The organism is Oligoflexus sp., assembly GCF_035638955.1.
Taxonomy (GTDB): Bacteria; Bdellovibrionota_B; Oligoflexia; order Oligoflexales; family Oligoflexaceae; genus Oligoflexus.
Genome location: NZ_DASQYZ010000201.1, coordinates 1 through 26,707 on the forward strand (window position 1 = coordinate 1; position 26,707 = coordinate 26,707).

The window sequence follows — 26,707 nt, forward strand, 5'->3', positions numbered from 1 at the left end:
GGAGCGGTCCATGACCGCGACCACAATGCTGCGAAGAACATTCTCCGTCTCGGACGTGAGACGCTGAGCCTTGGGCATCGTGCCTGAAGCAAGGGAAGCTCCCTCCATAGCGGTACTCCGCTTGGAGGGAGAGGATGTCACTTGATGTCCGCCAGTTTCAGTCTTATGGAGTTCGCTATAACAGAAACAGAACTCAGACTCATGGCAGCCGCGGCAATCATTGGATTAAGCAGCAAGTGGAAGAAGGGATAAAGCAGCCCTGCTGCCACTGGAATACCAGCTGCGTTATAACCAAATGCGAAGAATAGATTCTGCTTAATATTTCTGATGGTGGCACGACTCAACTTCCTGGCTTTGACAATCCCCCCCAGATCTCCTTTGACAAGTGTAACCCCGGCACTTTCCATGGCAATGTCAGTCCCGGTACCCATGGCGATACCAACATGGGCTTTGGCCAGGGCCGGAGCATCGTTGATTCCATCCCCGGCCATAGCCACTATATGGCCCTTGGCCTGGAGTTGAGCCACGTAGTCCACTTTCTGATGAGGGAGCACCTCAGCCACGACATCATCCAGAGCTAATTTTCCAGCCACGGCCTGAGCCGTCGTTCGGCTATCACCGGTTAGCATAATAACCCTGACGCCATCGCTTTGCATTTGTTCAACTGCAAGGCGGGCGGAATCCTTGATAGGGTCTGCCACACTTATAAGTCCAGCAAGCGTACCATCGAAGGCTGCAAACATCACAGTCTGGCCTTCCGATCTCAGAAGCTCAGCCTGCGGCCACAAGTCATCCAATGAAAGCCCGAGGGTATTCATCAACGAACGGCTTCCGAGAGCCACCAGCTGCCCGTTAACCCGCCCCCTTACTCCCTTGCCCGTAATGGATTCAAAATCTGTGACCGGGGAAGTTACAATGCCCCTTTCCGCGGCCCCTTCGACAATAGCCGACGCCAAGGGATGCTCGCTGCTTCGTTCGAGGGAAGCAACCAGGTGCAGAAATGTTTTTTCATCAAAAGCACCTGCCGTCACCACCTTGGCAAGCTTCGGTTTGCCCAGTGTCAATGTTCCTGTTTTGTCGACCACCAATGTGTCCACTTTCTTCATGAGCTCAATGGCACCCGCATTCCTGAAAAGGATTCCCATGTTGGCGCCACGGCCGGTTGCCACCATAATCGACATAGGCGTGGCCAGCCCCAACGCGCAAGGACAAGCGATGATCAGAACCGCGATGGCATTGACAAGGGCATGGGCCATTCTTGGCTCCGGCCCTACAGAGGCCCACACAATGGCAGTAAACACTGCAATGACAATAACCAGCGGTACAAAATAGCCGGACACGGTGTCAGCCATGTTTTGAATGGGGGCCCTGCTACGCTGAGCCTCGGCCACCATATGGACAATCCGAGCGAGGAGGGTGTCAGCTCCCACTTTTTCTGCGGTCAGAATAAGCGAGCCGGTCCCATTGATGGTGGCGCCAACCACCTTGGAACCTGAAGTCTTCTCAACCGGAACCGGCTCACCCGTGATCATTGATTCGTCCACAAAACTTTTTCCCTCGACGATCAAACCGTCCACGGGAATCTTCTCACCAGGTCTCACCCTGAGCCTGTCGCCGACCTTGACCTGATCCAGAGGGATATCCTGCTCTGTTCCATCTGCATCAACCAGATGAGCAGTTTTGGGTGCCAGCCCAAGGAGTTTTTGAATGGCAGTGCTTGTCTGGCTCCGGGCTTTCAGTTCCAGAACCTGGCCCAGAAGAATGAGAGTGACTATAACCGCAGCCGCTTCAAAGTACACGGCCACATGCCCACCAAGATCGCGAAAGGAAGCTGGAAACAGCCCTGGGGCAAGAACCGCAACGACGCTATAGAAGTAAGCCACACTCACCCCTAGCGCGATCAGGGTGAACATGTTCAAATGCTTTCTAATAATCGAATCCCACCCTCTTTGGTAAAAAGGCCACGCCGCCCAAAGACAGACAGGAGTGGCAAGTATAAACTCGCCGTACGCTCTGCCCTGAGCGGTTATCAGGGATGAGACTGGCTGACCGGGAAGCATATCGCCCATGGCTAGAAACAGAAGTGGTAGGCTCAGAGCTGCTGATATCCAGAAGCGCCGCGACATGTCTCTCAGTTCCGCATTGTCCTGGGCGTCCGGAAGAAAAGGCTCAAGGGCCATGCCGCAGATGGGGCAGTGGCCCGGGCTGTTCCTTCGGATCTCCGGGTGCATGGGACACACATAAATGGTCTGTCCGGTGGTCAGCACGGGGGAGGCAGGTTTCGACTCTTCGCGCTTTGGTAACGAAACAGCCGATTGATGCTTCGAATGATCGTGATGCCCATGGGCATGACCGTGGTCGTGCCCATGATGATGTCCGGAATGATCGTCTCCTGATTTTGCATTCTCTTCCATAACAACTCCGCTAGTGATAGGACAGTTTGCACTTGAAAGATAATCGCAGGAACTGGCTATTTTTCATAAGCTTCAAAGAATCATCCACCCACTCACGACCCTCTTCTTATCCGCTTCGCCCAGATTTGAGTCGCGATGCAGAATGCGATATCGGAATGGAGGCATTCATGTTTAAAATTGGTACTGCACCCCAAACCCTGTGCTTTCACCTGTAAACTTGAAGCCCGCCGCCCATGCCCACGAATTTGCGTACATAAGGGAAACTTCCCATTCAGTTTCATGATCCTGACGGAACGAAACGTCTGCGTCGCTGAAAATATAAGTGCTCCATTGGAATCTTTTTTCAAGATCAAGACGCAATTTACCTTCATGATCCACGAGCAGATTACTTTCTATAAGCATGGGTAAAAGGTAGCCCACGCCTACGACGCCGTAAGATTTATGGTCGAAACTCGTCCCGCCGAGAATTATGTTCAGGTATCTGTCCATCCAACGGCGATAGAAAAGATCACCTTCCAAATCCCAGGAATAGTCCTTTCGGGTTTCGAGCCGAAGGTCGAGCTCATTCCAGGTTTGCGTCAGCCGGAATTGCGCCTGGGCATGGTTGGTGGCAGCTTCCAGCATGCCGTAGAAATAAGTGTGATCGTGATTATGGGGGTCATTCTTTTGATGAGGCGCTATTTCCTTGGACGGCATGAAGCTCGAATACTTGACAACGCGAGCCATGCCAGTTTTCATGTGATAAAGGTTATGGCAATGAAGCATCCATTCACCAGGTTCATTGGCCAGGAACTCGATCGTGCGGGTCATATGCGGGGGAACGTCCACTGTATGCTTCCACGGCGAATAGTCATCATATTTATTGAGGACCCGGAAAAAATGTCCGTGAAGATGCATGGGGTGGTGCATCATGGTTTCATTGACGAATGTGAAGCGAACCACGTCGCCCTCTTTAATCTCAATGGTTCGTTCTTCAAAAATCGCTTTGCCATTGATGTGCCAGACGTACCTTTCCATATCGCCATCCAGAACCAGTTTGACGTCATGCACTGGCATTTTGTTTGGAAAACTGGACTTTTCCAGCGCTCGCAATTCATCAACTGTTAGAGTACCAAGGACGTCGGAAGATATTTGCTCAGCAGGAGCAGCTACCTTGCCTTTGTGTTCATCATGCCCCATTTTCGAATGGTCATGAGCCGGCGGTGTTCCAGCATTCTCCTCAGCATGGCCTGCATGATCCATCTTCGAGTGATCCATCTTCGAGTGATCCTGACCGGACTGTGAGTCCGGACCTTGAGCACCATGGCCTGCATGACCTTCATTTCCGCCATGGCCACTGTGTTCGCCGTGCCCGCTCCCGTGATTCATTTCCTCATACATGGGAGGCATGGGTTTGACAGGGGCAGGCACTTTATCGCCCATGCCAATCCAGGCTGAAGCGGATCCTGTCCCGTCCTGAGCTGTAACTTTCAGTTCATAGTTTTTATGTTCCGGCACTTCAAAAAGGAGGTCATAGGTTTCAGCCATTCCGATCAGGATCTCGCGGGTAAGCACCGGTTTCATATCCACGCCGTCTGCAGAGATCACCTTCATGGGCGCCTGACCAAGTGCTATATGAAAATAAGTTGAGGCAGCCGCATTGATAATCCGTACTCGGATTTTTTCGCCAGGATGCGCAACCACGAGCTGCGAATCCCGCTTTCCATTGATGAAAAAGGCATCATATCCAACATCGGAATAGTCCATGCCTCCCATCCGAGTCCATTCATTGGAAAGGTAGATACCAAGCGCCTTGGCCTCTATTGCCCCTACGATCGACCTCATTGTCCCTTTCTTGTAAAGGTAGTAATCCCCATCCTTGCGCAAGTTGGCGAGAATTTGATTGGCGTCCTCATCCGACCAGTCACTGATAACGACGACCGCTTCCTTATCCGCAGCGATCGTCTTCTTTTTGGGATGGACCACGAAAGCCCCATAAACCCCTTTTTGCTCCTGGACGCCCGTATGTGTGTGGTACCAATAGGTTCCCGATTGCCTTAGTTTAAAGCGGTACGTAAAGGACTCTCCGCTGTGGATCGGCGGAGTATTCACATAGGGAACACCATCCATGAGTGGTGGAAGAAGAAGTCCATGCCAGTGAATTGAAACTTCCTGGCCAGGAATCTTGTTGGTGAGTTTGATTTCAGCTGTATCACCCTCGGTGAACTCAAGCGTTGGAGCAGGGATACTGCCGTTTACGAGCAGCACAAAATCAACTGATTTTTTGCCACTTAAATTGGCCGTCCCGCGGGTGGCTACCAGGTCATATCGAATAACCTTGCCTTCTGCCGTTGCTGCAAAGCTTTCCTGCGCCAGAAAGCTCAAAAGCAGACTTATCGTGAACCAGAATTTCATAAGTTTCCTTTCCTGCGTGATCCAGCGGTCTACAGACCCAGGGTCGCTTTTGTGACAAATAAAAGTGACCATTGCTGTCATAAGGGATTGCCTTGTGAAAAGACAAAAGGGTCGGTGAAAATACTGTCTGGCGGAATCCCCTTATCCGGAAGACGATGAGCCATGGATTCCACCAGAGGGGGAGGGCCGGCTACATAGGCTTGCCACGTGCCTTCAAATACTTTCCAATCAGAAAAAATCACCTGATCCAGCCGACCGATGCGGTGCCTTGATCGCTCACTTCCGCGATCCAGTACAGTGTGAAAGTATAGATTGGAATATTGCCTTTGCAGACTCTCAAAATGCCCCAGAAGATAAAGATCCCGCTCCTCTCTCACGCCAAAGTAAAGATGTATATCCTGCTTCATCCCGTAGTGAAGAGCTGCCTCAACGATAGCCTTGATGGGAGCCATGCCCGAGCCTCCCGCCACGGCCAGGATGGGGCCGGTATGGTCCTGTCTTAAATAGGACGAACCGAATGGTCCTTCGACCTCAACCGATGTTCCGGGGTTTAGTTCAGATCCGATCCAGCCTGATACGCGGCCGCCGGGAATCACCCTCACAAAAAACTCCAAAGCTGATCCACTGGATCGATTGGACATCGAATAGCTGCGTTCAGGGAGACCATTTATCCGCAAAAGAACAAACTGACCAGGATGAAAGCGGACACTGTTAGAAAGCTCGACAGTAAGCCGAACGGTGTCATGGGTAAGGAGCGACTTCCCGATGACTCTCCCTTCCAGTCGAAACCGTGGCTCCTCCTCCTGAGAAAGCCATGCGGCTTTCACATTGGTTTTCGGAACAGCGCGGCAGGCGAGAATAAAACCATCGGCTTTTTCCTGCTCAGTCAGCGTGAATCGAAGGTGACTCAGATGTTCCACCTCTCCAGAGGTGAGCCGTGATTTACAGACTCCGCACCGTCCGCTTTTGCAGGAGTGGGGATAGTCCACCCCCTGGTTTAAGGCAGCGTCCAAAAGGGTTTGTCCTTCTACAACGACAATATCTTCGTCAATCGAAAGGATGGTGGCTTTATAGCTCATGGATGACTCCTGGTTTACTGATGGTCAGGATTGAAGACGAGCGGCTGGCCGGACGCCAGCCTCTGAGGAGTAGCGCATTCGTGACGACGCTGACGCTACTGAAGGCCATGGCTGCTCCGGCAATGACAGGGTTCAGGAAACCAAACGCGGCCAGAGGAATGCCTATGACGTTGTAAATAAAAGCCCAGAAAAGGTTCTGCTTGATCTTGCGATACGTTCTTCGCGAGATATCCAAGGCATCGGGAATCAGAAGCGGATTGCCACGCATAAGGGTGATGCCCGCTGTATGCATCGCAACATCAGTTCCCGTCGCCATGGCGATTCCAACGTGCGCAGCTGCAAGGGCAGGGGCATCATTAATGCCATCACCAACCATGGCTACGATTTCACCCTTGCGCTTGAGTTCCTCGATAATTTTCGATTTATCTTCCGGCAGCACCTGGGAACGAATTTCACTTATTCCAAGAGCCCGGGCCGAAAGGAGAGCGCTTCCCTGATTGTCGCCTGTGATCATCACTGTTTTGATACCCAAGGCATGCAGTTGTTTGATGGTTTCAAAGGCCGCAGGTTTAACGGTGTCGCTGAAGGCCAGAATTCCCAAAAGCGTTCTCGATTCCTTTTCAGCGATGTATGAAACCGTAAAGCCCTGAGCTTCAAATTCCTTGGATTTCAGCGAGAGCACATGGATATCGATGCTGTGTTCGACCATTAGGAGTCTGGTGCCAACCAGGATGGTTTTGTCCCCAACCCGACCTTCCAGGCCTTTTCCAGGAATGGCTCTTATATCCTTCGCCGAAGCATAAATAAGGCTCTCCCCCTGGGCTTTCTCCACCACGGATTTAGCAAGAGGATGCTCGCTTCCAGACTGAACAGCGGCCGTTATTTTGAGAAGGTCCTGACGGTTCATATTCAAAGGGTAAAGCTCTGCGATTTGCGGACGGCCTTCCGTAAGAGTCCCGGTTTTGTCGAACGCAACCGTGGTTACCGAATGAGCAATTTCAAGCGTTTCGGCATCCTTGATAAGTATGCCGGCTTTGGCCGAAACACCCGTCCCCACCATGATCGATGTTGGAGTGGCAAGTCCCAGAGCACATGGGCAGGCAATGACCAGAACAGCCACGCCATAGATCAACGCTGTTTCCAAGCTGCCGGAATAAAAATACCAGCCTAGAACCGTGGCAACTGACAGGAGAAGAACGACCGGCACAAAGATGGCACTTACCTTGTCCACAAGGCGTTGAATGGGCGCTTTTGCAGTCTGAGCGCTTTCCACGAGCCTGATAATTCGCGCCAGAGTTGTCTCCGATCCCAGGGCCGTGGTTTTTACGAGGAGAAGACCATCTGTATTGATGGAGCCTCCGGTTACCTTGTCCCCTGGCTCCTTGGTAATGGGCATGCTTTCCCCTGTTATCAGGGATTCGTCGAGCTGGCTGACGCCTTCTGTGACGAGCCCATCCACAGGAACTTTTTCGCCGGGCCGAATGATGACCAGATCATTGAGAAGAACTTCCTGAATTGGGATTTCCAAATCCTGACCGTTTCTGCGAATACGGGCCTTGTCAGGACGCAGGGCCTCCAGTGCCTTGATGGCTGCTGAGGTCTGCTGCTTGGCCTTGGACTCCAGATATTTGCCGAAAAGCACCAGAACGATGATGACGGCAGCACCCTCAAAGTAGAGGTGGCCTTGACCCCCGTGTCCTGCGTGTTCCCCGTAGAGCAAAAGGTGATAGAGGCTTAGGCCGAAGGCTGCCGAAGTACCCAAGGAAACCAGCAGGTCCATGTTACCGGACCTGGCGCGAACAGCTTTCCAGGCAGCCTTATAAAAACGGGCCCCGAGCCAGAACTGAACAGGAATTGTCAGAGTGAGCTGAATCCATCCTGAGGGCATCCAGTGAATACCAAATGGCTCCATAAGCATGGGGAAAACGAGTGGCGCTGACAGCAGAGCGCCAATAATTAAATGGAAACGCTCCTTCCTGAGTGTCTTGGCTTTTTCATCAGCTGCCTTGCCGGGAGCCTGATCCTTTTTAATGAGCTCAGCTTTATACCCTGCCTTCTCGATAGCCTGGATCAGCTGCTCGGCTGATGCACTGGAAGGTGTGAACGTAACCTTAGCCCTTTCTGTTGCGAGGTTAACCGCGGCGCCCTGGACTCCTGCCACCTTTAAGAGCGCTTTTTCAATGCGGCGGACGCAGGACGCGCAAGTCATTCCTTGAACCGAAAGTTCAAGTTCACTCTTTTCCACTTCATAGCCCGCTTTCTCGATGGCCGCCATAACCTCCGTCCATGCCGCTGGCCGGGAAAGGTTGACTCGAGCGGTTTCGGTCGCCAGATTTACCGCAATACTATTTACACCATCAACCTTTTGAACGGCGCGCTCGATGCGCATTACGCAGGAGGCGCAGGTCATGCCTTTGATCCTGATATTTTCTTCTGATCCGATTTCTTCTTTGATTTTGGTTTGCATATGACCTCCTGATTATCACTTCCCTGGCAGCCGGGAAGAGGCCCCGGACAGAGGACCTCTTCCTTGGCCCTGCCGGGCAACTACTCAAACGCTGGTTGCGGATACCACCGTATAGCCAGCCTCTTCGATCAGGCTCGACAGTGCGCCCTGATCCTGATTGCTTTCCACCCGAAGAGTCTGCGATTTGACATCCGCTGAAACTTTGACTTTTGGATCAATGCTGCGCAGGGCGTAAGTAATGGTGTTGGCGCAACTTCCGCAGGTCATGCCTTGAACTTTGAACTCGTACATATGAATTCCTTTCTTGAGAAGACTCACTCACAAATCACATTCCAAACATCGGCCTTCCCACCGTGGGAAGGTCAAGCAAAAAGTTAAAACTTTTATTGAGAATGTTTAACTAATTGAAAAGTAAGGGAAAATGAGACTGTAAGGAGGACGGTGAAAAGGATTATTTTTTGAGTTTAAATGACGTCAGGACACCTTCCCATTACAGGAAGGTTTAGAGATGTAAACATTCCTATTGTGGTAAAGTTGGAAAAGTATAGGTGTCCAGGGAGGTCGGTCAGCCTAGTGAGGACCTTTTGACAGAAGTACGCTTATCATATAACTTGCGTACCAGGACCACTGTTACTTCTTACCCATAAAAACCAGGGATCCCCAGGTGGCAGGAAGTGTCTACCTCGCGATGCCGCGGGTCAGCCATGTCGCGAAAATGGCCAGAGAAACATCGTTTTCACTTTCGGAAGGCAGCGTTCAAGCCAAGCAACATAATGCGGTGAATACATGCCCTTGTTCCGGAGGGATGCCAGCATGGAGACTGGCACCCTTTAAGAGAAGCTGACTATCCTATGAGACGATCAATGTTGGTTCTTTTCAAGCCACGTGTTGAGTTGATCGATTTCTTTTTTTTGAGCCTCGATGATCATTTGAGCAAGAGCGGTTATTTCAGGATCCGTTCCTTCTTTCAGATAGGCCTTCGCCATATCAACTGCACTTTGATGATGCGGTATCATCATCTTGACGAAGTGCTCATTGATATTGTGGGTAGCTGGCATCGTGTCCATGCTTTCGCACATCTTCATCATTGCGTCATGCATTTCCTTGTCGGCGTTGGAAGCCGGCGGGTTAACCGCAAAAGCACCTGTCGAAATCGTAACCGCGACCAGGCTGGCAGCAAAAAATTTCATATGAAGCATCCTTAATGAAAAGAGAAGTGAATCGCTGGAAGAAAATATCCAGCGCTTGCATGCTTAATATAGAAACAAACGTTTCATATTTAAATGCGAATATTGTGAAAAAATCGAATGGTTTGCTTGCCAGCAAAATCTTGGAGTATAAGGTCCCGAGCAGACACCTGCTGCCGCTGGTGTCCGTAGATTTTAAGAATTGTTTCCAAGGTCAGATTATTCTACTGAACAATAACATTCCCCTTCATCATATTCATCCCATAGGAAAAACCCACTTCCTGGCCTTTTCAAATCCTTTGGATGTAATTTTCATCTCCACAATTAAGCACCAGCTCCTGCGGGAATACGGTTAAGGCTATTGATCTGTGGCAGGCAGGGGATGTTTTACTTATGACAATGAACGGAGTGAGGTCTATTCACAGCGCCAGAGGCCAGGGCATAGGCTTCCCGCTGCAGGCATGAGCATATTAACTACACATATTTATGAATCCACGTGTCCATATTCTGCAACAATGGATTTAGACTCACCGAGATACTTTTAGTCAATCATGTTGACCAATTAGTAAACCAAGTTGACTATTCTGCGGATTTTCCGATAATGACTTGAGTGTTGGGCCACACAGCGTCCCGTAAGGAGGAGCCATTTTCATGAAACCCGTTTCTCACTGCCATCTCCAGCCTTTGGAAACGATACCAACAGGGCGTCTTGTCCTTAACCTCATGCGAGCCTTTGAAAAACACCTCATCCGCCAGCTCGAACGCATGGGAGTCGACAATCTTACTTTTTCGGATATTAACCTTCTCAGGCAAATTCCAAGTTCCGGCATTCGTATTTCACAGCTGGCCCAGGAAGCCATGATCAGCAAACAGGCGGTTGCCAAAAACATCACGAGCCTCCAGGAAAGAGGCTATTTGCAAGTCTCTGAGGATCCGAAGGATGCCCGCGCCCGCATTGTGACTTTTTCAGCGCATGGCCGCAAGCTTTTGAAGCAGGCAGTAACCGTGATTTCGAGTATTGATGAGAGCTACAGCGCTTGTCTTGGGGCTGATCGATATCGGGCCCTTCGAGCCGATCTGGATGTTTTGGTGAAGTTTCTTCAGAGCCAGGGCGAGGGGGAAAGCCATGAACAGCAATAAAATTTTCTATGCCTCTTTGATTTGGGCTCTTCTCATGTTTTTTGCCATTCACTTCTTGAAGTTCCCTGGGAGTGTACCTGATTTCGAGGAAGCGAGTGGTGGCGGTGCCCTATTTGATAATGCGATGGAGTTTTCTGCAGATGGCATTTATCAACGGCTTGAGTCGTTTGGTGACAAAGGACGGGAAAATTATCGATTTCGAAACCTGTCCACGGATTTGATTCTGCCTCTGAGTCTTTTCCCGTTCCTCTTTCTCTGGATGCGTCGATCAACAGAAAGATTCATGTCGAAGCCCGCTATAAGACGATTGCTTTTGTCTTTGCCATTGATGTACGTTGTGTTTGATTTCATCGAAAATGTTTTGGTTGTTGTTCTCATAGACCATTATCCTCAGCATTTCGATGGTCTTGCTTCCACGCTGGCCTATGTAACAATTCTTAAAAGGCTTGGAGTGTTCTCGTCACTAGGTGTTCTGTTCGCACTGCTTAATTATTGACACCATCCCGGTCGTGCGGATTAGGCAGCATTCTCCATCTCATTCTTTTTTGCGTAGGCAGATCCATGGATTCTAATCACAAGTTCGAAGGGGATAGGTTGCTCGAAACTGCTGAAGGATTCCAAAAATCTCAAGCTGAATTCGCCACCTTCATTTTCAATCAAAACTCGAACAGCATCCATCCCCACCCCTCGGCCTGAAATCTCTGTTACCGACTGAGCCGTTGAGAATCCAGTCTGGTAAATTAGATTGGCAGTGGTCATGGGATCATTTTCATCAGCCTGAATAAGACCTCGCTGCATGCCGACCCTTTTGATTTTCGCGAGATTCAAGCCACTGCCATCATCACGGTAGCGCATCTCCAAGGCGCCGTCCATTGGCTCGAACCGGGTCCTGATCAAGCCTTCCTCGGATTTCCTGGCTTTCCGGCGGTCGGAAGTTGACTCCATGCCATGATCAATCGAATTCCGCAGCATCATCAACGAGCGCCATCTGGATCGATTGCTTGGCTATGTAAAGGATGCCAGGGATAAGAAAGCCAAGGTGATTGAGCTTAACAAGGACAAAAATCCTGTCGACCGCAAGAAGTGCCAGATGCCGTTCACCCTCATCCTCTCGCCAACCGATAACATGCTGGTGATGCAGATGAGAGACCTCTCGCCGTTTATCTTTTTACGAAGAATGGGAAGACCGAAGATAAGGTCCTCAAGAACACCATCTCGGGCGGGTTTGCCATCAACTCCGCGGCATTCCAGGCGGCCATTCCCTCGCTGCCTTTCGGCGGCGTAGGTTATAGCGGCACGGGCTGTCACCATGGGTTTGAAGGCTTCAAGAACTTTTCACATGGCCGTGGTGTCTTTGAGGCAATAGAAGGTGGTATTACGGCTGCATTCTACGCCCCCTTTGGCCAGCTCGCTGACCAGGTGATCACCGCAGCGCTCCAGGGTCCGAAATAAGCATTGAGGAGAAGGCCAGGGCTGACGCTGCCCTGGCCTTTTGCTTCCACCTAAAATTTCACGGACCTAAGTCATATCAATAGCCATCATGGATTCAAGGGGTAACGCTAAACTTGAACATCATGTTGGCTTCCATATGTTCGGAGATGTGGCAGTGCGCCATCCAATTGCCTGGATTGGAGGACTCCAGGATAAGGTCCACCCGGGATCCGGCTGGAACCAGCGCAGTATCCTTCCAGACAAGGTTTGCCGCTTGAGCACCGTCAACGGATGCAACCACAAAGCGTTGACCATGAAAATGGATAGGATGCTGCATGGGATGCATTGATTTGGGGTCGTTAAAAATACTGATCCTTGTGTACTGACCCTGTTTCAAGGCCCAGTTTATGGACATGTTCTCTTTAGCAGTCTGCTCGTCGACGAACTTCCAAACCACATTCTTATTGTCGCTGGCCATGTTCATGGCGGGCATTTCGTCATCCCATTCGATACCGCCTATGGCACCAGTGGAGCCCATGGAGGAATGATCCATAGGGAGCTTGCTGTGATCCATGGTCAAGGTCAATTTCAGTTTCCTGTCAACGGCTCGCGTAAGCTGCTGACGAATGGCACTGAGTTCCTGAGCAGCCTCCCTATTCTTATGGAGCTTACTGAACTCAACGGGAAGAGTCTCCACTGCACCGTCTTTCACTTCAATTTGAGCCATCGTAACAGGATTCTTCGGCTTGGCGTTCCGAATGGCGAAAAGGCCTGTCTGCAGAAACTGCATTTCAAGGATAGCCCTCTCCCCCGGCGCAAGGATCACGCGATCCAACCATTGCTCATTCTCATAAAGTCCATTATCACCGCCGACCAGCTTCATTTTAACGCCAGGAACGGCCAGTGCGAAAACCCTGGTACTTGAGGTGTTGAGCGCAAAAAACCGGAGTGTCTCGCCTTTGGTTGCAGAAAGAGTGGGTCCTACGAGCCCGTTCACCAGGTTCACGTTTCCAAAGCGTCCCATGAGCGTATGGGTGACCTTCTCAGTTTGGAAAGGTTGTTTGGGGTCAATCAGAACATCGTCAAGGATGAGTGGAAGTTCACGGTGGACTGGATTATAGGAGTCGGGATTTTTCGGTTCGACGATAAAGATCCCGTAGAGTCCCGCTTCCTGTGCATAGTCTTCGCGAACATGGGGATGGTACCAGAAGATTCCTGCATCGGGAAACTGAAGCTCATAGTTAAAAGACTGTCCAGGTTGGATAGGATTCTGACTAATTCCAGGCACGCCATCAAATTGCGGCTCAACACGAAGACCATGGGGATGAAGCGTTGTGGGAAGTTCAGTGCTATTTTTTAATGTGATCGTGGCTGATGAACCCTGCTTGACGCGAAAGATAGGGCCTGGAACAGAACCATTGTAAGCCAGCCTTCTGATCCACTGCTCACCAATCTTTTGTTTTGCTGCCTTGGCTTCCAGGAGATAGGTATCGCCGTCATCAAGACTAACTTCGACAGGTGTGGTGATTTGATTGAGCCCTGTCACATCCGAGGGAAACGCCTTCCCTGGTTGAGTGGGGGTCGTTGGCGTGTGGGAGCCGTGCTGCGCTTCCATTACACCTCCAAAACATAGACATAATCCTAGGAGAGTTGAGTTTCCTGTCATCCGCATACATCTTTTTCCTTACTGAACAGGTGAGCCCTGAAGTCTGTGGCTCAACCCATACGTGGAAACTCTAAAAAATGTGACAGAACTTTGATCAGTGCATTCAAGTTTTTTTCGTCTCAGCAAAATTTTCGAGAATTGGGCAGTCTGGCCTGTCATCCCCGTGGCAGTGATGAGCCAGTGTCTCCAGAGCTCTTTTGATGCTCTCGAGCTCTCTAATTTTGCTGTCAAGTGCCTCGATATGTTTCGCAGTAATCGACTTTACATCCTCGCTCTTTCGATTCTTATTGCGCCATAGGCTCACAAGTTTCTTTATCTCCGGCAGAGAAAACCCAAGGTTTCTTGCGTGCTTAACGAAAATAAGGATATGAACGTCCGTATCCGAATAGACCCGATATCCAGACTCGGTTCTTAAGGCTTTAGGGATGATCCCGCGTGTTTCATAGTGCCGAATAAATTTTGTATTAACACCGGCCGTTTTTGCCGCCTCGCCAATATTCATACTGAACCCTCCTTCTGACATGAGGTCACGATTCAGCATAAGGCTTCCCATCATGGTAAGGTCAAGAGGCACGCGGGGATTTTTTGGGTGGTCTGCCCATAATCCGAAGAATCCCGACACGTAAGTGATGAATAATTCAGAAAAAATCAGGCGCTGAGCCATTTCCGCTTCCAGATAAAATAAATAACGGGATAAACCAAAAGCTCGAGTGCAAAGCTGGAAACCAGACCGCCAACCATTGGGGCTGCAATCCGCTTCATAACGTCGCTACCCGCGCCTGTGGACCACATAATAGGTATGAGGCCGCAAAAGGCGGCCATGACAGTCATCATCTTGGGACGAATTCTTTTTACAGCTCCATGTACGATGGCGTCAGTCAGATCCTGACGGGTTCGCATCTGACCTGCTTTCACCCTATCTTCATAAGCCATATCAAGGTAGAGCAGCATAAATACTCCGGTCTCAGCATCCAGGCCCATCAGTGCAATCATGCCCACCCAGACCGCAATTGACATATTGTAGTCGAGGATATAGAGCAGCCAGATAGCTCCAATCAAAGAGAAAGGAAGCGCGAGCATAACAATGCCGGTTTTAACCCAGGAGCGCGTGTTCATATAAAGCAGCATCGCAATGAGAAAAATAGTAAGCGGCAAAACGAGTTTCAGGCGCTCTGTAACGCGGATCATGTTCTCAAACTGGCCGCTCCAATGAAGGCTGTAGCCCTTGGGAAGGGAGATATGTCTGGTTATAAAGCTTCTGGCTTCCTCAACGTACCCTCCGAGGTCCCGATTTTCGATATCGATATACACAAAGGCTGCACGCATACCGTTTTCATTGCGAATCATGGCCGGACCCTCAACCATTTTTATCTCGGCGAGCTGAGCCATCGGGATGGGAAGGCCTTGAGGAGTTGGATCCAGAACACGCTTGATGCCTTCCCGAAACTCACGCGCATAGCGAACATTGATAGGATATCGCTCCAGCCCCTCGACTGTGAATGACACGTTTTCCCCGCCAATGGCTGAGGCAACAATCATCTGAGCTTCTTCCATGGCTATACCATAGCGGGCCAGCTCGTCGCGGATAAAGATGATATCCAAATAGTAACCGCCCGAGGTCCGTGCCGCGTATACCGTTCGGGTGCCAGGTATGGTCTGAACCTGGGCCTCAATCTGCTCACTGATGTTCTGAATGACTGTAACGTCGGGTCCCAGGACTTTGATTCCCACCGGTGTTCGAATCCCTGTGGAAAGCATGTCGATACGATTTTTGATTGGCATGGTCCAGATGTTCGGAAAGCCGGCAAACTTCAACTTTTCATTCATGGCGTTTTGAAGCTCTTCAAAGGTCTTGTGCGGAGGCTTCTGCCAACTGAGTAGTGGATGCAGAAACGCTGGCAGGGGCGAGTACCATCGCTTAACCGCAGGCCACGCTTCCTTGGGTTTTAAAACGATCGTGGTTTCTACCATCGAAAAAGGGGCAGGGTCCGTGGATGTATCCGCACGTCCGGCCTTCCCATAGACAGTTGCCACTTCATCGAACGACTTGATGATCGTGTCCTGCTTCTGCAACATTCTCTTTGCTTCGGCCACGGACATTCCGGGCAAGGTGGTGGGCATATAGAGGTAGGCCCCCTCATTAAGGCGAGGCATGAATTCAGAGCCAAGGCGCAGATATACGGGCACTGTCACCAACATGAGCAGAGCTGCTCCCACCAACGTTAATTTTGCATGTTTCAACACAACGTGAACAACAGGCTCGTAAATTCTGAAAAGCACGCGACTGATGGGATGCTTTTCCTCTGGAAAATAGGTTCCAACGGCCACCTGAGTCGCTAATTTCGATGCCCAACGGGGTTTGAATCGAAAAGGTTCCATGCGCGAAAACATCATGCGAAGAGCCGGGTCCAGTGTCAAAGCCAGGACAGCTGCAAGAGCCATGGTCATGGTTTTTGATACAGCCAGTGGCTTGAAAAGTCGCCCCTCCTGGTCGATCAAAGTAAAGATCGGCAAGAATGAAACAGTAATCACCAGAAGCGAAAAGAAAACCGATGCCCCACCTCTTTGAGAGCATTGAGGCGAACTTCATGAAAATCACCTTGTCGTCCCTCTTCAATCCATTGTTCCAATTTCTTGTAAGCATTTTCAACCTCAACGATGGCACCGTCGACCAGGACACCAATTGAGATCGCAATCCCTGAAAGGGACATGATGTTGGTCGTGATGCCCATAAAATAAAGGGGGATGAAGGCGAGAAGTATGGAAACGGGGATTGTAACAATGGGAACGATGGCCGACGGAAGGTGCCATAGGAAGACGAGTATGACAAGGCTGACAATGATGATTTCAGCAGTCAGCTTGCTTTTAAGGGAGCCAATGGCCCGTTCAATGAGGTCTGATCGGTCATAAACCGGGACTATCTTCACGCCCTGAGGCAGGCTAGGGGCGAGTTCGTCAAGTTTCCTCTTAACGGAGTTGATAACATTCAGGGCATTCTCCCCCTGCCGCATGACGATAATTCCGCCTGGAGCATCGCCCCAGCCGTTCAAGTCAGTGACGCCACGCCGCATATCGGGCCCAATCTCAACCCGTCCCAGGTGCTGAACGAGGACAGGGACATAGCCCCTGGCTTGGGTGGAGAGGTTTAAGGATCATATTTATTCCCCCAGCCCCTTTCCATCCAGATTGTTCCCAGGGTCTCGGTCTGCAGGCATGAAATTACGCGTGATTGCCCTTGTACGTACACCCATTCCTCTCTCATCAAGGCCCGATGACGCGGCGTGGCTCAGGAAGGTTACGCAAGCACTCATCGCGTGTGCCACTGCCCTTGACTGTGAATTCTGACAGCTGGAATTCCCAGATGAGATGAATTATGGTGCCGGAGCTGACGCGTGAAATTCGAGCCTATGCAAGGGGCCAGCCATGTCCAGTCTAAGCTTTCTCGCCGGAACCAAAGCTATAGCCCGCCTGAGCCTTGAAGGGCTAAGGCCGGACGCATTCAAGGTTGTCGCCGGGGCGGCAGGCGGCGCCAAGTGGCTGGTGTTGAGTCAACTGGACCGCGTGGTGTTTGGCCAATTTTTTCGAGGCCGTCGTGATCCTCTTTTTTTGCTGGGATCGTCGATCGGGTCCTGGCGTTTTGCGGCCGCTTCGCAGAAAGATCCGGAAGCAGCGATTGGAAATTTCGAAGCGGCTTATATTGAACAAAGCTACCGGGCAAAACCCACGGCACTTGAGGTCACCACGCGCAGTTTTCAGGTTCTCGATGCCTTTCTTCCGCCGATGGGTCTGCAGGATGTGATGAATCATCCGAGTCATCGACTCAGTGTACTGGCCGTCCGTTCGCGCTGGCCCACCGTCAGTGATCGTAATCTGGCTCTTTCGATGGGATTGGGTGGAGCCGGGCTTGGCAATGTGATGAGTTCACGGGCGCTTAAACTTTTTTTTGAACGCACGCTGTTTTTTGACCCGCGCACGCCGCCTCCCTATTTGCAGGTGCCATCGTTTGCTGCGCGCCCGGTGTCATTGTCCCCACAGAATGTTCGGCAGGCGCTGATGGCGTCAGGTTCCATTCCTTTGGTGATGGCTGGCGTTAAGGATATTGAAGGCGCACCAGCCGGTGTCTATCGCGATGGTGGAATTATGGATTATCACCTGAACGTGCCTTTCCTTCCTCGTGATGATGACCAGATGGTTCTCTTCCCCCACTTTGAAGAGCGCTTGATTCCAGGCTGGTTTGATAAGCATCTTCCCTGGCGTAAACCACACGCAGAACGCATGTCGCATGTCCTGGTTGTGGCGCCATCGCCAGAGTTCATTGCGCGCTTACCCTTGCAAAAGATTCCAGATCGATCGGATTTTCTACGCTTTCAGGGACAGGACGAAGCGCGTTTTCGGTATTGGCGTCAGGTCACACAGGAATGTCGTCGGTTGGCCGACGACTTTCATGAAGTGGTTGAGAAGGGGCTTATTGCGGACCGAGTCCAGCCCTTGCCCTGATGTAAGGGGCAGGCAAAGAATTCACCGCTCAAACCCCAGGAATTCCAAGCATAGACCTTCATCCCTGGTTACTTTTCGAGTGCTCGACCATCCACCTTGAATGATCTTCAAATCTCCAATGATTCACGGAATGCCGGATATTGCTGCGTTTTACGTCACCGTGAACGTTGGATGAGAATTAATCCACACGAGGGGCTTACTAAATCTGCTAACAAACCAGTCGTTTTGGTGTACAATAGAAGAGACAATACAAACCTGCAAGGTGTTGGCTGTAAAGCCCCCGGAGATCCGGATCCCAGGGCTTTTCGAAAAAACAGGCCCTGGCTTGAATATAAATCAATAGTTTGGATAACAAAAATGCGCTTAGCACTGTCCCTCGTTTTGTTATCGGTATCCTTGGTTTCCTGTTCAAAAAAGTCAGGATTGCTCCAGCATCTTGTGCCCGCCTCCTCTTCAAATGATCCTCAGCCTGTGCATGACGCGGACGCATCACCGCAGCAGGATGGTATCCGGATTGATGACTCTTCCAATCAAATTCAAGCCGCTGGCCGAAGTTCTCTGACTGCCGGCGAACATCACTCCTGCGTTGTGTGGGATGGCATCGTGTATTGCTGGGGCTATGGCCTGACAGGTCAGATGGGGCAGGGCGATTTTCAAAATCATGCCGAACCCGTTGCTGTTCTCAATCTGGGAAGCGATAACATGTCCGTCACCGCAGGGGATCTGCATACCTGCGCGATCAAGCTCAATGGCGAGGTTTATTGCTGGGGCTACAATCAAACAGGTGCCGTCGGCAATGGTAAATCAGGCCGCGAATTCAGTTTCAGCGGTCAAGCCAAATTGAATAACGTAACCCTTCCGACTCGTGTGCAAGGGCTCGATGGTGTTCCAATCACGCAGATTGCAGCGACCAAGGCCACAACCTGTGCGCTGGCGAAAACAGGCGAAGTTTACTGCTGGGGTAGCGGTGCCAGCTATCAGCTGGGTGATGGGCAAAAAGATAGCGGCATCGCGCATCATACGGGCATGGCCCAAAAGGTGACGATCCTGGGCGAGAAAGCCAGGGATATTCACGGAGGCGATCGAGCCTTTTGCGCTGTCACGGTGAGCAACAGGACCACCTGCTGGGGCAATCTCACGCTTCCCACGGAGCAGGCGTATCCTTCCGTTGATCTGACGACACCGAAGAGCCCCAAAAGCCTTTCCATGGCCGATCAACATTCCTGTTTCGTGACTCAGGATAATCAACTCTACTGCCTTGGCGACAACTGGTATCAGCAGAGCGGTCTGTCGAGTGTCACCAATGTTTGGACCCGGGTATATGGCGAGACCTTTTCCAAAATTTCCACGGCCCGTAAGACGACCTGCGGTCTGACCCCTACGCAAACGGTGCGATGCTGGGGCGTTTGTCTGCATGGACTCTGTGGAACGCAATTCGCAGCCAAACTCATCACGCCGACCCAGCCGCAAAATGTTTACGCCTATACCACGCAGAAATCCATCGAGATCGAAGGGATCAGTGGAGCTGTGGATATTGCTGTGGGAGCCAGGCATGCCTGTGCGTTGCTCGACACCGGGCGTATCAAATGCTGGGGCAGCGGCTTTTTAGGTGAACTGGGTAACGGTGATAGCCAGGATTCTGCAGAGCCTCTGGATGTAACTCTTTAACCTTCTCAGACAAAGTGAAGACATTCATGATTCGACCAATCTATCGTTTGGCCTGTATAACGTTGCGCCCCCTCCAGCATTTGGCGTGCGCAGCGACCGTGTTGATCAGTCTCTGGACAAGTCCGCTGGCTGCCGCGGACGTGCCGGCCGGGTGTGGGAAAGCCTGGTGGTGTCAACCCCAGGTGACGCAGGAAAAGCTTGCCAAAGCTCTGGCCGATCTTGACGTGTGGGCTCAGGACGAAAGTCGAAAGAGTATTTATTACAGTACTGAACTGCAGCCTATGCCGATGGATGAAACACTCAAAGCCTTTGATAAAAGCGGTTTCAACAACATCTATGGCTATGGTTCGCTGCACTGGCTCCTTAAAAAATCGGCGAAGTTTGTCAGCCTTTTATTTCCTGGACATTTCGTCACTGTGCTGCGGGTCAACAGCAATCACCCTTATTCCAATCCGTCGGGCTCGCATGATGCCCATAGCAAGGGTCTGGATGTCGACATGGGTTATGTACTGATCGATCCCAATGATGAATCCTCGCAGATCGATTTTGAAGCTCAGTTCTGGTTCATCTATATGCTCTATAGCGAGGCCAAGCTGGTCAGCTCACACCGTTACTCCGGCTTCAGCTATATCCATGAGATGGAATCCTATTTGGATAGCGCCATTGCCCGAGCCATGATTCCCAAACACTTTCGTTTCAGCGGCATCACGGACCCTTGGGAATTCAGCCATATTTCGCATTTTCACTTTGGGATCAATCCCTGTGCGAAGCCTTTGACCCGAACCGCAAGTGGACCCCGCTGTCTGCCCTAAGCCCTCTTTTTACCGACATCCTATCCCTTGGCAAAATAGAAAATCAGCGCCCAATGTCCGGACATTCCGGGCTTGGGCGCGGCCTATTTTCACGAGACGACCATTTTCTCCGAAAAGCAAGCCGGGACATTATAGCCTTGGATGATAAAGGTCTGCATGAAGAACTGGCTTCTGAGCCTTGTGCTGACGATCCTGGCCTGGCCGGGATCCGCTTGGGCTCAGGAAAAAATTGCCGAAGGACGGCTTGTCTTCAACCGCTGGCTCAGCTGGGACGAGGTTCGCACCGGCACGCCTCCCATCGATGGACAAACCATCGGCTATCCCTGGATTTTTGAACATGTGCGTCCCGCCGATGGGACATATGATCAGTTCGGGGCCTATTGGTACCAGCTGCCATCCCTCGCGCCTGGTTCTTATCAACTGGGTCTTGATTATGTCAATCATGGTTATACAGCCTGGCTGTGGAGTGCTGCGGAACCGGAACGGCGTGTGCTCATCACAGCCGGACATGAGGGTGTGTCCGAAGACACCGAACTGCGGACCGCTGTGAAGCGTATCGTGCCTTTTGTGGTCATGACCGAAGGGCCATGGTTTTTGGTGATTAATTTTTCGTGTCATGGGCGTATCACAGGAGGCCTATGGTCGGAGCCTGTGATTGCCAAGGGCGAGATCCTATCCCGACAGCATTATATCCATGCAAGCCTCGTGTTTGCGACCTGCGGTTCCTTGATGATCATGATCCTCTATATGCTCATGATTTTCGCACGACGGCAGGATGATTATCCTAGTTTCTTCCTCGCCCTGATCTGCCTCGGGCTTTTCCTGCGGACGCTCGGTGTGGAAATGCTGCTGTGCGAGCTGTTTGATCCTGTCCAGACCTCCACGTTCTATAACATTTCAAGACGTTTGGAGTACCTTTCGGTCGGCCTGGTGAATCTGGCTATGCTGCCGTTTCTAACGACAACGTTCCGGTCGGCGGCCTTGCCAAAGAAAGTGGTGCAGATCATCTGTGGACTCAGTGCGGCATACATGCTGTCCTGCTGCTTCCGTAGCCTGGAAAGTATTCGAACGGATGTGCACTGGATCCAGTTGCTGACGGTGGTCAATGTTATCTTCATGATGCGTATTCTCATCCTTGCGATTCGAAACAAGGAAGAGGGCGCCCTCTATATGCTGGCGGCGTCGACAGTCCCTATCGTGGTTTTCGTGCTGGAGATTGTCCATTCCCGCGCCGGTGGCAACATCCGACTCGGGCATTTCGCGGGCACTTTATTTGTGTTCCTGCAAAGCCAGCTTTTGGCCAAGCGTTTTGCCAGCGCCTATCATCGCGCGGCCCACCTGAGCGCGTCCTTGCAGACCGAAGTGGACAAGCAAACGAGTCAGATTCGGCATATCATGGACAACATCCCCGAAGGTCTTTTCATCATCGACCAGGACAAATCCATAGCGCCGCCCTACTCACGTTTTCTGCAGGTGATTTTCCCTGACAGCAATCTCACGGAAAGGCCGATTCTCGATCTTTTCACGCAGCATTTTCATATGCCGGCGCATGATGTTGCGATGGTCGATTCCATCCTGGAAGCCTCCCTGCATGAAGACAGCATCAACTGGGAGTTAAACCGCGAACACATGGCCGAGAAATTCCTGATCGCGGCGGATAAAACCTATCAGGTCCACTGGCATCCCATTGAAAATCAAGGGCAGATCATGCAGTTCATGGGCATCATTCATGATGTCACCGAACTCCAAAGGCTGGAAGCCGAGACCCGCGAGCAGGAAGAGGACTTCCGTATTCTCAAGGAATTCCTGCTGGCCCCAAAGGCCATGACGCGAAGTTTTCTGAATAGGCAATCGCGGCTCATGGAGCTCATGTTGCAAGAATGCAATCGTGACCTAAACCTTACATCTCTCAAAACCATCTTTGTGTATTTGCATACGCTCAAGGGTAATGCGCGACAGCTGCAACTCAAGGCGCTTTCCAATTTGTGCCACGCGGCGGAAGAGCCTCTACGTCTCGCTCTGGCGGAATCGCAGCGTCTGGACCCTGCGGCGCTGCAGGTCATCCTTGGCAATCTGCAGACAACTTTGGAACGCTACGCGAGGGTTTTTCTCCGCTTTTTCGGCCAGAGCGATGAGGATAACTTCAACCTCTTCTCGCCCGCGGAGACCGTTCATCTAAGATCCTGGCTGAACAGGAATCCGGATCTCACACCGGATATCCGCAATCTCATCAGCTCCAAACTTGCCTGGGACCTTAAGGAATGGATCGAGCAGCTCGGTCGTGAGCAGCTGCGACTGGCCGAAACACTGGGCAAAGCTATCCCCAATCTGGTCATCGAAACCAACCAGGCCTATGAGTGTTCCGTGGAATTTCGCGATGCCTTGATGGATGCGTTAGGTCATCTATTCCGCAATTCCCTGGTCCATGGATTAGGAGCCGATCAGGGCACCCTGCATGTAAGAATGGAAGGGCATGCGCACCTGGAGCGCTTGATTCTTCATGATGACGGCCCCGGTTTGAATGTGATGAAGATCAAGCAGAAAGCCTGTGAGTTGCAGCTGATCTCCCCGCAAGAGGCTGTCACGTTCCAACAGCTGGTCGAGTTTATTTTTGCACCCATATTTTCCACAGCGGATACCGTTTCGGATTTGGCGGGGCGCGGCATGGGAATGAATGCGGTACGGCTTCTACTCGAACCGTTTGGCGCCACCATTACCCTTGAGCCTTTGGATCGTTCCATCCTGCAAAGGCCGGATGTTGAAGGTCTGGATGCGATTCCCTTTTGCGCTGTGATCGCATTAGGTCAGGCCTCCGCGCAGACGGAAACCCTGGCGACCGCTTCCGTTTGCCGATAACTCGGCGATCGAAACCTGGACGCTGCTGTCGGGACCCAATTACTACCCACGCCTTGCTGCTCTCATCAAGCCAGCGTCGTAACAGCTTTTAAGATGGCAGGACAGGGCGGAACTTTTTGCCCTGTCGGCTTCCCCGTGCCGGGATGCAGACCATGCTATGATTTATGTAAGTATTTGAAGTCGTATCGGGCCGGTCCTATGTGGTGTCAACCAACCAATTGAATAAGGCCCATGAGAATTTCCCATCGACTCATTTTATCCATCTGGCTCGCACTAGGGGTGCTGCTCTGTGCACATTCCCAGGTGGCCTGGTCCCAACTTCGTATCGATCAGGATCTGAACGGCCTCGACATCAGCCCCCACACCAGCTTCCTCATGGAAACCGACGGCTTCGACAAAACCGTGATTTATACAGGCCAGGTCGATTCGCAATTTGCCCGGATCAATACGTCCAACTTCGGCTTTTCCAAAATGCCCATCTGGCTTCTCCTGCCGGTGCAGAATCAAACAGCCAGCGAACATACCTGGGTCTTGAGTTTTCCTTATGCGTTGCTGGACCGCGTCGAACTCTATTTCATCGATGCTAACCATCAACTGCAAACCCAGCTGAGTGGTGATGGCATTCCGGGATCGCAAAGAATCCGGTCCAATCGCGATATCTCATTCCTATTGGTCGAGCCCGCACACAGTCAACGCCGCTATTATGTGCGCATCGCCAGTGAAAGCAGCCTGCAGATCAACCCTTACGCCTATAGCTTTGACGCCTATGAGAAGGAAACGGTTTATGAAACCATGTTTTATTCTCTGTTCTTTGGCTCGTTCATTGCGATGGGCCTTTATAATCTCGCGATGGCTTTCTCGACCCGATCGCTCCAGTTCCTTTACTATAGCCTCCTCGTCCTGCTCTCAGTCATCCGCGAAGCCTATCTTGCGGGCATGGCCTATCAGATGCTGTGGCCGGAAAGCCCGCGATTCAATGAGTATGTAGGAATCTATTCCATGTCCGTCAGTATCGGACTGGCGAATATTTTTATCGTCAGCTTTCTGTCCCTTAGGAAAAAATCGCCGACTTACTATTGGCTTCTTAACGCGGGCACCGGACTTGCCATGCTATACATGGTAGCCCAGCCTTTTGTAGGCTATTCCGTAGTGATACGACCCCTCAGCCTGCAGGTGCTGATCAACTCTATCATCATCATTGTCGCGTCCGCCGTGCAGCTGAAGCGGGGAAACCATGCGGCCCGGTTTTTGATCCTGGCCTGGATCTTTGCGCTGGGTGGCTGGATGGTAACCGCCGTCGCCGCTTATGGGGTGATTCCGTATTCGATTCTGACCAAGTATGCCAACCCTTTGGGGCAATTCTTTGAAATCATCTTCCTCTCGTTCGCCCTGGCCGACAGTATCAATATTCTGCGGATTGAAAAAAACAGCGCGATCATTGCTTTGAACAAGGGCCTTGCCAAAGAAGTCAAGGAAAAGACCCAGGATATCCAGTCGATTCTGGATTCCATCCCGCTGGGTATCCTTAAAATAGACGGTCAGAGCTGCATCAAAAAAGGCCATTCCAGGTTCATCGAGACCTTGATTCAATCGTCTCTGGATCAGCCTGGGACTCCGATCGTTCTCAATGGACGAAGCCTCCATGACATCATGTTGAGTCGATCCGACCTCAGCAGTGATGATGTCGCGGTCACCCGGAATGTGATTTCCGCTTCCATTCACGACACTGAACTGCAGTGGCTTCTGAATGTCGGCCTTCTACCGACCGAAATCACCTTTCATGGCCGCATCTTTGAATTGCTCTGGACGCCGATCTATTCGGATACCGAGGCTTTGATCCAGGAAGTCCTGCTGGTCATCAAGGATCTGACCGATCTGCGCAAGACCGAATGGGAAAGTGAGCAGAAGCGGAAAGAAAATCAGATCATTCTCAGTATCATCAAAACCAGGGAAAAAGATTTTGTCAGCTTTATGCGTACGGCCCAGACCAGCCTGGCCACGATCGGGAAAATCTTTTTGAAGGACGAAAATCTCTGGCTGCAGGACGATGTCAATGAAGCCTGGAGGCTGCTCCATACGCTTAAGGGAATTTCCCGTGGTCTCGGTTTTCGGGATATGTCTGCCAGGATTCATGATGTGGAGACTCAATTACGCGGCGGCGGCTCGCGTATCACTGCATTAAGGCAGATGCTGGATGACCTGGTGGACGAGCTGACGGAATACCGACGCATCGATATGGATGTTCTGAAGCGAAGTTCCGATCTCTATCTGGAAGTCTCCCTCGTGGAGATGTCGCAGCAGGTCGCTTACCTGGAAAATTTGCTGGTTGCAGGGACGATCAGGGCTGCGGATCTCAAACCCCATATCAATCAGTTAAAGTCCTTTTATCGGGATACCCTTTCCAGGATTGCGGTCCATCAGCTGCAAAATTTGGAGAAGATCGCGGAAGGCCTGGGCAAACCGCTGCCGAGACTTCAGGTCGAAGATCAAGCCTATTATTTTGACGAGGCCACCCGGAATGTCGTGGAAACGGTTCTCATTCACCTGATCAGGAATTCCCTCGATCATGGCATCGAACGGCCTGCCGAACGTGAGCAAGCGGGCAAGGCGTCGGTCGGTGTTATCACGATGGCACTTGACGAGAAAGCTCGTTACCTCAAGATAAGCTATCGCGACGATGGCCGTGGACTCCCCATGGACACGATCAGGTCCAGAGCGTTGATCATGGGACTGCTTGCTCCTGATGAGAGCCCAACGCCCGTTGCAGTTGCCTCGTTTATATTCTATCCCCACTTCTCCACGACGGAGAAAGTCACCGAAATATCCGGCCGGGGCGTAGGCATGAATGCGGTTCGCGAGGCTATCCGGAAAACCGGTGGATCCATCGAAATCGTGCTGGATGAGTCGGGATCAGGCCTGGACACGCAGCATCAGGGATTTTGTTTGGAAATACATCTGCCGAAAGTGGAACAGCCGCAGTCGACGCTGCCCCGCACCGCTTGACGATTTTCTACCCATGACAAATTTGACGAGACAAAGCCTCAGCAGGCACGAGACGTGCATAGCATGTGAAGGTTTTTGTAACCAAGGAGTTCA

General features: G+C 51.3%; 19 protein-coding genes and 1 pseudogene. 9 read left to right on the forward strand and 11 right to left on the reverse strand.

The features are described 5' to 3' along the window. Positions 1 to 137 precede the first annotated feature (137 nt). From VE954_RS18475 to VE954_RS18500, 6 genes are all read right to left on the reverse strand, one after another. Positions 138 to 2,414, reverse strand: a complete 2,277-nt coding sequence (locus VE954_RS18475; protein ID WP_324955434.1) for a copper-transporting P-type ATPase — start codon at positions 2,412 to 2,414, stop codon at positions 138 to 140. A 171-nt stretch (positions 2,415 to 2,585) separates the two neighbouring features. Continuing rightward, a complete protein-coding gene (locus tag VE954_RS18480; protein WP_324955437.1) occupies positions 2,586 to 4,808 on the reverse strand; it encodes a multicopper oxidase domain-containing protein in 2,223 nt (740 codons plus the stop codon). Between the two features lie 77 nt (positions 4,809 to 4,885). Further along, positions 4,886 to 5,887 (reverse strand): 2Fe-2S iron-sulfur cluster-binding protein, encoded by a 1,002-nt coding sequence (locus tag VE954_RS18485; RefSeq protein ID WP_324955439.1) that lies wholly within the window; start codon positions 5,885 to 5,887, stop codon positions 4,886 to 4,888. Further along, a complete protein-coding gene (locus VE954_RS18490) occupies positions 5,877 to 8,354 on the reverse strand; it encodes a heavy metal translocating P-type ATPase (RefSeq protein ID WP_324955441.1) in 2,478 nt (825 codons plus the stop codon). Before VE954_RS18490 ends, VE954_RS18485 begins: the two co-directional genes overlap by 11 nt. Before the next feature lie 84 nt (positions 8,355 to 8,438). Further along, positions 8,439 to 8,645, reverse strand: a complete 207-nt coding sequence (locus VE954_RS18495) for a heavy-metal-associated domain-containing protein (protein ID WP_324955443.1) — start codon at positions 8,643 to 8,645, stop codon at positions 8,439 to 8,441. A gap of 569 nt (positions 8,646 to 9,214) precedes the next feature. After that, positions 9,215 to 9,544: a DUF305 domain-containing protein gene (locus VE954_RS18500; RefSeq protein WP_324955445.1), complete on the reverse strand. Its 330-nt coding sequence runs from the start codon at positions 9,542 to 9,544 to the stop codon at positions 9,215 to 9,217. A 14-nt stretch (positions 9,545 to 9,558) separates the two neighbouring features. Between VE954_RS18500 and VE954_RS18505 the strand changes: the two genes are divergently transcribed. From VE954_RS18505 to VE954_RS18515, 3 genes are all read left to right on the forward strand, one after another. Continuing rightward, entirely contained in the window at positions 9,559 to 9,897 is a 339-nt protein-coding gene (locus VE954_RS18505; protein WP_324955447.1) for a hypothetical protein, read from the forward strand. A 295-nt stretch (positions 9,898 to 10,192) separates the two neighbouring features. Then, entirely contained in the window at positions 10,193 to 10,681 is a 489-nt protein-coding gene (locus VE954_RS18510; protein WP_324955449.1) for a MarR family winged helix-turn-helix transcriptional regulator, read from the forward strand. Further along, the gene (locus VE954_RS18515; protein WP_324955451.1) at positions 10,668 to 11,177 is read left to right on the forward strand and encodes a hypothetical protein; all 510 of its coding nucleotides are present in this window, start codon (positions 10,668 to 10,670) and stop codon (positions 11,175 to 11,177) included. Before VE954_RS18510 ends, VE954_RS18515 begins: the two co-directional genes overlap by 14 nt. A 20-nt stretch (positions 11,178 to 11,197) precedes the next feature. Here the strand turns inward: VE954_RS18515 and VE954_RS18520 are convergent, their stop codons facing one another. Beyond that, positions 11,198 to 11,656: an ATP-binding protein gene (locus tag VE954_RS18520; RefSeq protein ID WP_324955453.1), complete on the reverse strand. Its 459-nt coding sequence runs from the start codon at positions 11,654 to 11,656 to the stop codon at positions 11,198 to 11,200. A gap of 189 nt (positions 11,657 to 11,845) precedes the next feature. Here VE954_RS18520 and VE954_RS44305 point away from each other — a divergent pair. After that, positions 11,846 to 12,133: pseudogene (locus tag VE954_RS44305) on the forward strand (aldehyde dehydrogenase); the annotation flags it as partial. A gap of 94 nt (positions 12,134 to 12,227) precedes the next feature. On the opposite strand, the gene VE954_RS18525 reads toward VE954_RS44305, so the two are convergent. From VE954_RS18525 to VE954_RS18540, 4 genes are all read right to left on the reverse strand, one after another. Continuing rightward, positions 12,228 to 13,727, reverse strand: coding sequence for a multicopper oxidase family protein (locus VE954_RS18525; protein ID WP_324955455.1), 1,500 nt, complete (start codon positions 13,725 to 13,727; stop codon positions 12,228 to 12,230). A gap of 154 nt (positions 13,728 to 13,881) precedes the next feature. Beyond that, entirely contained in the window at positions 13,882 to 14,442 is a 561-nt protein-coding gene (gene cueR, locus VE954_RS18530; protein ID WP_324955457.1) for a Cu(I)-responsive transcriptional regulator, read from the reverse strand. Continuing rightward, positions 14,427 to 16,292, reverse strand: coding sequence for an efflux RND transporter permease subunit (locus VE954_RS18535; RefSeq protein ID WP_324955459.1), 1,866 nt, complete (start codon positions 16,290 to 16,292; stop codon positions 14,427 to 14,429). Before VE954_RS18535 ends, cueR begins: the two co-directional genes overlap by 16 nt. Before the next feature lie 14 nt (positions 16,293 to 16,306). Next, the gene (locus tag VE954_RS18540; protein ID WP_349263831.1) at positions 16,307 to 16,849 is read right to left on the reverse strand and encodes an efflux RND transporter permease subunit; all 543 of its coding nucleotides are present in this window, start codon (positions 16,847 to 16,849) and stop codon (positions 16,307 to 16,309) included. 352 nt (positions 16,850 to 17,201) lie between these two features. Between VE954_RS18540 and VE954_RS18545 the strand changes: the two genes are divergently transcribed. From VE954_RS18545 to VE954_RS18565, 5 genes are all read left to right on the forward strand, one after another. After that, positions 17,202 to 18,275: a hypothetical protein gene (locus VE954_RS18545; RefSeq protein WP_324955461.1), complete on the forward strand. Its 1,074-nt coding sequence runs from the start codon at positions 17,202 to 17,204 to the stop codon at positions 18,273 to 18,275. Between the two features lie 357 nt (positions 18,276 to 18,632). After that, on the forward strand, positions 18,633 to 19,943 hold the full coding sequence (locus VE954_RS18550) for a hypothetical protein (RefSeq protein WP_324955463.1): 1,311 nt from the start codon (positions 18,633 to 18,635) through the stop codon (positions 19,941 to 19,943). A 26-nt stretch (positions 19,944 to 19,969) separates the two neighbouring features. After that, positions 19,970 to 20,755, forward strand: coding sequence for a hypothetical protein (locus VE954_RS18555; RefSeq protein WP_324955465.1), 786 nt, complete (start codon positions 19,970 to 19,972; stop codon positions 20,753 to 20,755). A 156-nt stretch (positions 20,756 to 20,911) separates the two neighbouring features. Continuing rightward, positions 20,912 to 23,611 carry a 7TM diverse intracellular signaling domain-containing protein gene (locus VE954_RS18560; RefSeq protein ID WP_324955467.1) on the forward strand — a complete coding sequence of 900 codons (2,700 nt, stop codon included), beginning with the start codon at positions 20,912 to 20,914 and terminating at the stop codon, positions 23,609 to 23,611. A gap of 231 nt (positions 23,612 to 23,842) precedes the next feature. After that, complete coding sequence (locus VE954_RS18565) at positions 23,843 to 26,614, forward strand: 7TM diverse intracellular signaling domain-containing protein (RefSeq protein WP_324955469.1); 2,772 nt, start codon at positions 23,843 to 23,845, stop codon at positions 26,612 to 26,614. Positions 26,615 to 26,707: the final 93 nt, after the last annotated feature.

Excerpts from the sequence above, each read along its gene's own strand:
- VE954_RS18515 (WP_324955451.1), top strand. The coding sequence starts at position 10,668 with ATGAACAGCAATAAAATTTTCTATGCCTCTTTGATTTGGGCTCTTCTC.
- VE954_RS18545 (WP_324955461.1), top strand. The coding sequence starts at position 17,202 with ATGTCCAGTCTAAGCTTTCTCGCCGGAACCAAAGCTATAGCCCGCCTG.
- VE954_RS18520 (WP_324955453.1), bottom strand. The coding sequence starts at position 11,656 with ATGATGCTGCGGAATTCGATTGATCATGGCATGGAGTCAACTTCCGAC.
- VE954_RS18525 (WP_324955455.1), bottom strand. The coding sequence starts at position 13,727 with ATGGAAGCGCAGCACGGCTCCCACACGCCAACGACCCCCACTCAACCA.
- VE954_RS18485 (WP_324955439.1), bottom strand. The coding sequence starts at position 5,887 with ATGAGCTATAAAGCCACCATCCTTTCGATTGACGAAGATATTGTCGTT.
- VE954_RS18490 (WP_324955441.1), bottom strand. The coding sequence starts at position 8,354 with ATGCAAACCAAAATCAAAGAAGAAATCGGATCAGAAGAAAATATCAGG.
- VE954_RS18540 (WP_349263831.1), bottom strand. The coding sequence starts at position 16,849 with ATGCGGCGTGGCGTCACTGACTTGAACGGCTGGGGCGATGCTCCAGGC.
- VE954_RS18480 (WP_324955437.1), bottom strand. The coding sequence starts at position 4,808 with ATGAAATTCTGGTTCACGATAAGTCTGCTTTTGAGCTTTCTGGCGCAG.
- VE954_RS18475 (WP_324955434.1), bottom strand. The coding sequence starts at position 2,414 with ATGGAAGAGAATGCAAAATCAGGAGACGATCATTCCGGACATCATCAT.
- VE954_RS18560 (WP_324955467.1), top strand. The coding sequence starts at position 20,912 with ATGAAGAACTGGCTTCTGAGCCTTGTGCTGACGATCCTGGCCTGGCCG.
- VE954_RS18510 (WP_324955449.1), top strand. The coding sequence starts at position 10,193 with ATGAAACCCGTTTCTCACTGCCATCTCCAGCCTTTGGAAACGATACCA.
- VE954_RS18500 (WP_324955445.1), bottom strand. The coding sequence starts at position 9,544 with ATGAAATTTTTTGCTGCCAGCCTGGTCGCGGTTACGATTTCGACAGGT.
- VE954_RS18505 (WP_324955447.1), top strand. The coding sequence starts at position 9,559 with ATGAAAAGAGAAGTGAATCGCTGGAAGAAAATATCCAGCGCTTGCATG.
- VE954_RS18495 (WP_324955443.1), bottom strand. The coding sequence starts at position 8,645 with ATGTACGAGTTCAAAGTTCAAGGCATGACCTGCGGAAGTTGCGCCAAC.
- VE954_RS18550 (WP_324955463.1), top strand. The coding sequence starts at position 18,633 with ATGCGCTTAGCACTGTCCCTCGTTTTGTTATCGGTATCCTTGGTTTCC.
- cueR (WP_324955457.1), bottom strand. The coding sequence starts at position 14,442 with ATGGCTCAGCGCCTGATTTTTTCTGAATTATTCATCACTTACGTGTCG.
- VE954_RS18555 (WP_324955465.1), top strand. The coding sequence starts at position 19,970 with ATGATTCGACCAATCTATCGTTTGGCCTGTATAACGTTGCGCCCCCTC.
- VE954_RS18565 (WP_324955469.1), top strand. The coding sequence starts at position 23,843 with ATGAGAATTTCCCATCGACTCATTTTATCCATCTGGCTCGCACTAGGG.